General features: G+C 61.3%; 6 protein-coding genes. All 6 read left to right on the top strand.

Going from position 1 to position 8,296, the window contains the following annotated elements:
• The coding region (locus tag O6929_04605) for an FAD-binding protein (GenBank protein MCZ6479680.1) at positions 1-2,544 on the top strand (2,544 nt) is incomplete at its 5' end.
• Positions 2,545-2,592: 48 nt separating this feature from the next.
• Positions 2,593-3,381 (top strand): enoyl-CoA hydratase, encoded by a 789-nt coding sequence (locus tag O6929_04600; GenBank protein MCZ6479679.1) that lies wholly within the window; start codon positions 2,593-2,595, stop codon positions 3,379-3,381.
• Positions 3,378-4,604, top strand: a complete 1,227-nt coding sequence (locus tag O6929_04595; protein MCZ6479678.1) for a CoA transferase — start codon at positions 3,378-3,380, stop codon at positions 4,602-4,604. The genes O6929_04600 and O6929_04595 overlap by 4 nt, the downstream gene beginning before the upstream one ends.
• 63 nt (positions 4,605-4,667) lie before the next feature.
• Positions 4,668-5,933, top strand: coding sequence for an ATP-grasp domain-containing protein (locus O6929_04590; protein MCZ6479677.1), 1,266 nt, complete (start codon positions 4,668-4,670; stop codon positions 5,931-5,933).
• Positions 5,934-6,045: 112 nt separating this feature from the next.
• Complete coding sequence (locus O6929_04585) at positions 6,046-6,660, top strand: iron-sulfur cluster assembly accessory protein (GenBank protein MCZ6479676.1); 615 nt, start codon at positions 6,046-6,048, stop codon at positions 6,658-6,660.
• 100 nt (positions 6,661-6,760) lie between these two features.
• Complete coding sequence (locus tag O6929_04580; GenBank protein ID MCZ6479675.1) at positions 6,761-8,134, top strand: CUAEP/CCAEP-tail radical SAM protein; 1,374 nt, start codon at positions 6,761-6,763, stop codon at positions 8,132-8,134.
• Positions 8,135-8,296 lie beyond the last annotated feature (162 nt).

The raw sequence follows: 8,296 nt of genomic DNA, 5'->3' as shown, positions 1-8,296 counted from the left end.
ACTCTCACCAAGGCGCTCAAGCAGCACAACAAGTATTTCCCCCCCGACCCCTCGAGCGCCGATGTGTGTGCTCTTGGGGGGATGCTGGCCACTAACTCTAAAGGTGCGCATTCGGTCAAGTACGGGACGACCAGGGATTACTTGAAATCACTCGAGGTGGTTCTGGCCAGTGGCGACGTCATCCGGACCGAGCCGGTAGATCGGAATGGTTCCAGACTTCAGGCCCTGCTCCAGGACCGGGTCCAGGGCCCGATCTATCAGGGGCTCCTGGATATACTGGCGCGGTTCGGCGGACAGTTAAAGGAGAAGGCCCCGGAGGTGACCAACAACAACTGCGGGTACAACCTTTGGCGTCTTGCCCAGGACGGCACCGTAGACCTGGGCCAGCTCTTCACGGGATCCGAGGGAACACTGGGGATCTTTACCGAGGCCACCTTCCGGATCCTGGATCATCCCCGCCACCGGACCATCGCCCTGCTCAGCTTTGACTCGCTGGAGAAAATGGGGGAGGCGGTGGCGATCCTCCGGGAGCTTCAGCCGAGCATGATCGAGATTCTGGAGCGACAGATGCTTGATCTCAGTCGGCGGCATGATCCCGGGCTTCACCCGTTTCTCCCGGAAGGGGCAGAGGCGGTCCTGATCCTCGAGCACGAAGGAGAGCGCCCGGAGGAGGTCGAGACTCGGATGGCCGCCACCCGAAGGCAACTGGTGGATGAGCACCGTCTCGCCACCGGGATGCTGCTGGCGACGTCAGCGCAGGATCAGGCCAAGATCATCGCGATCCGCAATGTCGCCTCGTCGGTGATCACTCACATGAAGGGCCGCCGCAAACCTCTGATCTTCATCGAAGATGCTGCCGTCCATCCCACGCGCCTGCCGGTCTTCATCGGAAAGATGCGACAGCTCTTAGAGAGGTATGGGGTGACTGCCGGGATATACGGGCATGCCGGGGACGGCAATCTCCACATCCTGCCACTGCTTGATCCGAGGGACACGAAGGACATTGAGATGATCAAGGCCATTGCCGAAGAGGCCCACGAGATCGTCTGGGGTCTCAAGGGAACGATCAGCGCGGAGCATGGCGATGGGCTGTCCCGGACCGGTTACATCGAGAGGCAGTACGGGGGGCTCGAGAAAGCCTTTCGGGAGGTCAAAGCACTGCTCGATCCGAAAGGCATCCTCAACCCCGACAAGATCGTGAGTGATAACCCGCCACCAGTGAACGGGCAGCTCCGGTACGGGCCGGCCTACCGAACGATCGCTGTGGTCACACAGCACCGGTTTCAAGAGGAGGGGAGTTTTACAGCGGCTGTCGAACGATGCATCGGAGTCGGGAACTGCCGGAAGATGCAGGGGACCATGTGTCCGTCGTACATGGTGACGCGCGAGGAGGAGCACTCCACGCGCGGCCGGGCCAATCTCCTCCGAGCTGCCCTATCCGGAGAGCTTCCCCCCGAGAGCTTGAGTGGGCCAGAGCTCTACGGGGCGTTAGACCTGTGCCTCGAGTGTAAGGCCTGTAAGAAAGAGTGCCCCACGAGCGTCGACATGGCCAAGCTCAAGGCGGAGTTCCTCGCACGGTACTACGAGAAGAACGGCACCCCCTTCCGGGCGCGGCTCTTCGCACATGCGGCAGACGTGGGCCGGTGGGGAAGTCGATTGGCTCCCTTGTCGAACTGGGCCGCAGCGATCCCGGGGACGCGATGGCTGCTCGAGAGCCTCGTCGGAATCGACAGGCGACGCCCACTCCCCCCCTTTGCCTCTCTGAGCTTTATCCGGTGGTTCCGCTGGCGGGGGAAGCCGGCGCCAGGCCCGAAGGGACCGGTGGCCCTCTTCCCCGACACCTTTATGAATTATCACTACCCCGAGGTCGGAATGGCGGCGACCAAGCTCTTGGAGGAGTTGGGATATCAAGTCATCCTGGCGGACGTCGGCTGCTGCGGACGGACCTTGATCTCCAAGGGGCTGCTTAGCGAAGCGGCCGATCGCGCCAGGAGCACTATTGATCGGTTATATCACTTCGTGGAGACCGGCGTTCCCATCGTAGGGTGTGAGCCGAGTTGTCTGTTGACGTTTCGGGATGAGCACCTCGACCTGATCGGTTCCCCCGAGGCGGAGTCAGTAGCGCAGCACAGCTTTCTCCTCGAGGAGTTCCTCCTCGAGCGCCACCGTCAGGGTGAGCTTCAGACAGTTTTTCGGAAAACGGAACGACGCGTTCTCTTCCACGGCCACTGCCATCAAAAGGCTGCCGTCGGGACCGGCCCGACGATCGACGCCCTGCACCTGATCCCAGGTCTCACCGTCGAGGAAATCGATGCGGGGTGCTGCGGGATGGCCGGCTCGTTCGGTTTCGAGAAAGAGCATTATGATCTCTCGGTCGCCATCGGCCGACAGCGCCTGTTTCCGGCGATCGAGGAGACCGATGCTCGTGTGGAGATCATTGCCTCGGGGGTATCGTGCCGACAGCAGATCCTGCACGGAACCGGGCGCGTCGCGAGGCACCCGGTAGAACTTTTTTGTGAAGTTCTTGGTACTGTGGATCGGTGACCGTTCACCGCGGAGAGCGATAGTTCGGGGTTGAGGAGGGAACCGGATATGAGCCAGGAACTTGTTCGGGAGACCAAAGGTGGCATTGCCACGATCACCATCAACCGACCGGCGCAGCGGAACGCCATGACCTATGACATGTGGCAGCGCCTTGCCGGTTTTATGGCAGAGCTACAGGCTGACCCTGAGGTGCGGGTGGTTATCCTTCGGGGGGCAGGGGCCCAGTCCTTCTCATCCGGGGCCGACATCGCCGAGTTTGAAGAGCAGCGTAAAAACTCCGCGATGGCCAAAAAGTATCACACCGCGGTCGAGAAGGCCTTCGAAACCGTCGCGCACTGTCCCAAACCGACGATCGCCATGGTTGCCGGGTTTTGTGTGGGGGGCGGACTCGAGCTTGCGACCGCTGCCGATCTGAGGATCGCCGCCGACAACAGCCGGTTTGGGATTCCCACGGCCAAGCTGGGAATATTCATGCCGTATTGGGAAATGTCCCAGCTAGTCCGGCTCGTAGGATCCGGTCGCGTCTTGGACATGCTCCTTACGGCAAAACTGGTTGACGCCGAAGAGGCATTTCGGATCGGCCTAATCTCTCGGCTCGTCCCGGTGGCCGAGATCGAACAGTACACTTATGAGGTGGCGGCTGAAATCGCCGGCTACGCGCCGCTGAGCCATCGCTGGCACAAGCAAGTTTTGGAAATGGTCCTCAGCAACCCCGGCCTCGACGGTCTCATCGCGGAACAGGCAGACCTTCCCTTTACCTGCTTTGACACAGAGGACTTCCAGGAAGGGCGCCGGGCCTTTCTGGAAAAACGCAAGCCAGAGTTTAAAGGACGATGAACCGCGAGCAAGAAGAGGAAAGTCGCATGACGTCGCGCACCCCGCTGGAAGGGGTCGTGGTCCTCGATGTGACCCAGGTGATGGCGGGACCGTTCTGCACCCTGCTCCTGGCCGACATGGGAGCCGATGTCGTCAAAATCGAAAAACCCCAGGGAGGGGATGATTCTCGGACCATGGGTCCCCCCTTTATTCATGGGGAGTCTGCTGCCTTCCTTGCCGTCAACCGGAACAAGCAGAGTGTCGCCCTTAATCTCAAATCGGAGGAGGGTCGCGAGCTCTTTCGATTGCTCGCCAGACGGAGCGATATCCTGGTGGAGAATTTCCGCCCGGGCACCATGGAGGATTTGGATCTCCATTATGAGGCCATTCAAAAGATCAATCCTACCATCGTCTACTGCTCTGTCTCCGGATTCGGCCAGACCGGCCCCTACCGGAGTCGTGGTGGCTTTGATCTGGTTGCCCAAGGGATGAGTGGTCTCATCAGTGTGACCGGACACCCCGGCGGGCCCCCTACGAAGGTAGGAGTACCCATCTCTGATCTCAACGCGGGGATCTATGCCGCCTATGGTATCCTGGCGGCTTACGTCCATCGCCTAAAGACCGGGGAAGGGCAGCACGTCGATACCTCTCTCCTCGAGGGGGCGGTGGCGTATACCTTCTGGGAGTCTTCCATCTACTTCGCCACTGGAGAGGTACCCCAACCCCTGGGATCTGCCCACCGGCTCAACGCGCCCTACCAGGTCTTCGATACGAAGGATGGGGCCATCAGCCTCGGTGCGGCGAATCAGTCCACCTGGGAGAAGCTCTGCGGGGTTCTCGGAAGGCAGGATTTGCTCAACGACTCGCGCTTTCTCACGAATGCCGATCGGGTCCAGAATTACCAGGAACTCGGCGCTCTTCTCCAACCGATCCTTCGTCAGCGGACGACGGCAGAGTGGCTCTCCCTTTTGGAGGGTGCCAGGGTGCCGGCCGGCCCGATCTACAATATGGCCCAGGTTTATGAGGATCCCCAGGTCCGGGACAGGGGCATGCTCGTGGAGCTGGAACATCCGGTGGCTGGGAAGATCAAAAACATCGGCATCCCGGTAAAGCTTTCCCTCACCCCCGGACTGATCCGTCATCCCGCCCCCACTCTGGGCCAACATACTGACGAGGTCTTGCTCTGGATTGGCCTGGATCGATCAGAGATCACCCGCCTGCGTGAGTCCCGCGTCGTTGCCTAGTGTCTGACGATAGGCGACCTTTCAGGAGGAAAGATTCGGGTAATGCATCGCCTTCTACTTCTTATGACCACAGCAACGTACCGGGCCAGTGCATTTCTCGAGGCAGCACGGCGGCTCGATATACCGGTTGTGGTCGGATCCGACCGCGAGCAGGCCTTATCAGCGGCGAATCCCGCTGGGCACCTCACGCTCGACTTCTTGGCGCCGGAGAAGGCAACAGGTGCCATCGTCGAGTTTGCCAAACACTATCCGATCCGGGCCGTGGTCGCTGCCGATGACGATGGAGCGATCCTGGCGGCCATGGCGGCGGCAGCGCTGGGACTACCCCACAGTGGTGTAAACGCGGTCGCCGCCGCCCGGGATAAGCACCGCATGCGTGAGGTCCTGGCAGCGGCCGGCGTCCCTTCGCCCCGTTCCGAGCTTGTTTCCATCGATGAGGATCCTCATGATGTGGCCCGCCGGGTGATCTTCCCTTGCGTGGTCAAGCCCCTGTTTCTGTCTGCCAGCCGCGGGGTGATTCGCGCCGACGATCCGGCCCAGTTCGCCGCCGCCTTCCGGCGGCTCATTGCCATCTTGCGCCGGCCGGAGGTCGCCGCTGAGGGAGGCGCATTAGCGCAGCAGATACTAGTCGAGACCTTCATCCCCGGATCTGAGGTGGCGCTCGAGGGGCTCCTCTCAGAAGGCAAGCTCAGGATGCTGGCCCTCTTCGATAAGCCAGATCCCCTCGACGGCCCGTTCTTTGAAGAGACCATCTATGTCACACCGTCCCGCCTTCCGGCACCATTACAGCAGGCCATTGCCGCGTGCACGGAAGATGCTGTGACAGCACTCGGCCTCCAGCGAGGGCCGGTGCATGCGGAGCTCAGGCTGAATGACCAGGGGCCGTGGATCCTCGAAATCGCCCCCCGCTCCATCGGGGGGCTCTGCTCCCGCGCGCTGCGGTTCGGCGAGGGCATATCCCTGGAGGAGCTGATACTCCGAGACGCCATGGGGCTTGAGGTAGCGTCCCTCCAACGGGAACAGCAGGCCGCCGGTGTGATGATGATCCCCATCCCGCAGGCCGGGATCCTCCGCGAGGTGCGGGGCCAGGACGAGGCCCGACATGTTCGAGGAATCGATGAGATCAGAATCACCATCCCGGTGGGGCAGGAGGTCGTTCCGTTACCGGAAGGGACGAGGTACCTCGGGTTCATCTTTGCTCGTGGCGAGACCCCGGACCGCGTCGAAGCGGCACTGCGGGAAGCGCAGCGGCAACTTACCTTTCACATTGCTCCCCCCACCGATCGCCCGGAAGGGATTGGCGGGTCCTCACGAGAATCTTCCGGTTGACAATGGTCGGCGCTTGAGACTAGGATAGACACGAACAGAGTTTTAGACGGCAGAGAGCCATATTACACCGGATGTGTCCCAGAGACCCCCGGATGTGAACCACGAGGGCGTTATGCCCTATAAGGAGGAAGCGATGCTCACGATCACCGATGCGGCGACAAAGAAGATCCTGGCGCTGATGGAGGCCGAGGGGAAGAATGATCTCGCGCTGCGCTTGGCGGTTGGCGGACGTGGCCCTGGCGGTTTTAAGTACGAGCTCCAGTTCGTGGGGCAAGACGAGAAAGGGGCCGAGGACACCGTGATCGACGTCGGGGGTATCCAGGTGATTGTCGATGCCGACAGCTCACAGAACCTCAAAGGGGTGACGGTCGATTTCGTGGATGGGATGTACGAAAGCGGCTTCAAGATCGACAATCCGAACCCCCTCTGGACCGATGCCAAGGCGCAAGCTGTCCAGGAGGTCATCGATGGCCGGATTAACCCAGGCGTGGCGGCGCATGGCGGGCACGTCTCACTCCTCGAGGTCAAGGACGATATCGCGTACATCGCCCTCGGCGGGGGTTGCCAGGGGTGTGGGATGGCGGACGTGACCCTGAAACAAGGGATCGAGGTGATGATCAAGGAGTCGGTTCCCGAGATTCGCCAGATCATCGACACGACCGACCACGCCTCGGGTAACAACCCGTTCTACCAACCGTCCAAGGGTGGGCAATCTCCCCTCGCGTAACATCTAGCAAAGCGCTATACGAGGGCCCTCGTCCCCCCCGGGGAACGCCGGGGGAGGTGGTCTGCTTTTCCCCTCTCCTGACTATCGGAATGAACCCCTGATGCAGACCGTGCTGATTTCCACATATGAATTGGGGCGGCAGCCCTTCGGGCTAGCCTCCCCGGCCGCCTGGCTCCGACAAGCCGGGGCCCGGGTAACCTGCCTCGACCTCGCGGTGGAGCGCCTGGACGAGGAGGCAATCCGTGCCGCTGGCCTCGTGGCGTTCTATGTCCCGATGCATACGGCGACGCGCATCGCCACCCGGGTTGTCGAGCGGGTTAATACCCTCAATCCCAATGTCCATCTCTGCTTCTACGGGCTTTACGCCTCGATGAACGAAGCCCTGCTGCGAAGTCTCGGCGCGGACACCGTCCTGGGGGGGGAGTTCGAAGAGGGATTGCTGAGCCTGGTAAAGCGGCTGCGAGCCAGCCCGGGGGGGGCAAGAGGGGTTCCACAGGCTGAGCCTCTGGTTTCACTGGCCAAACAACGATTCTTAGTTCCGGATCGGAGTGGTCTTGCGGCGTTATCGAAGTATGCGCAGCTCGAACTCGGAGACGGGCAGAGTCGGACCGTGGGATATACGGAGGCGAGTCGGGGCTGCAAGCATTTGTGTCGCCACTGCCCGGTGGTCCCGGTCTATCAGGGGCAGTTCCGCATCGTCCAGCAGGATGTGGTGTTGGAGGACATCAGAAGACAGGTCGCAGCGGGGGCGCAGCACATCACTTTTGGTGACCCTGACTTTTTTAATGGGATTGGTCATGCTATGGCACTGGTCCAGGCCCTGCACGCGGGACACCCACACCTGACTTATGACGTGACCATCAAGATTGAGCATCTCCTCAAGCATGCGGAGCACCTCGAGGCACTGAAGGACACCGGGTGTCTGTTTGTCACCAGTGCGGTCGAGTCGATCGATGACCGCGTGCTTGCCCTTCTGGACAAGGGGCATACCCGGGAGGATTTTATCCGGGTCGTCCACCTGTGCCAGGAGGTGGGGCTGATTCTGAATCCGACCTTCGTGGCCTTTACCCCGTGGATCTCGGTCGAGGGCTATCAAGATTTGTTGTCGCTCCTGGCAGAGCTCGATCTTATCGATCAGGTCGCTCCCATCCAGCTCGCGATTCGCTTGCTGATTCCGGCAGGTTCACGACTGCTCGAGCTGCCCGAGGTGCGGCAGATGGTGGAGCCGTTTGACGAGGCTGCAATGGTCTATCCCTGGCGACATCCCGAGCCCGGGGTCGACCAGCTCCAGGCGGACGTCCAGGCACTCGTCCACGCGGCTGCAGCGCGCGGGGATAGTCGGCGCGAGATTTTTTCACAGGTCTGGCTGCTGGCCGAGCGGGCGTCAGAAGGCTCCTCCCGCCCGCTGCCACCCACGGCCCAGGCGCCGCCACGGGTAACCATCCCATACCTCACCGAACCGTGGTATTGCTGAGCAGAGCCCACCGAGGAGCAGGTTGCTCCTTTCTAATCCCCGAGCGCTTGGCCCCCTTCCCCATCCTGTGACATTTGGGTAGTGCCCCTCCAACTCACTCCTCCTAAGCACCCCAGGGTTCCGCCAGCCCGGATTATTCACATAGAAGTGAATAATCTGCCC

Source organism: Candidatus Methylomirabilota bacterium (assembly GCA_027293415.1).
Classification (GTDB): domain Bacteria; phylum Methylomirabilota; class Methylomirabilia; order Methylomirabilales; family CSP1-5; genus CSP1-5.
Note: the sequence above shows the minus strand (reverse complement) of the source record. Positions and strands in the feature narration are given on the sequence as shown.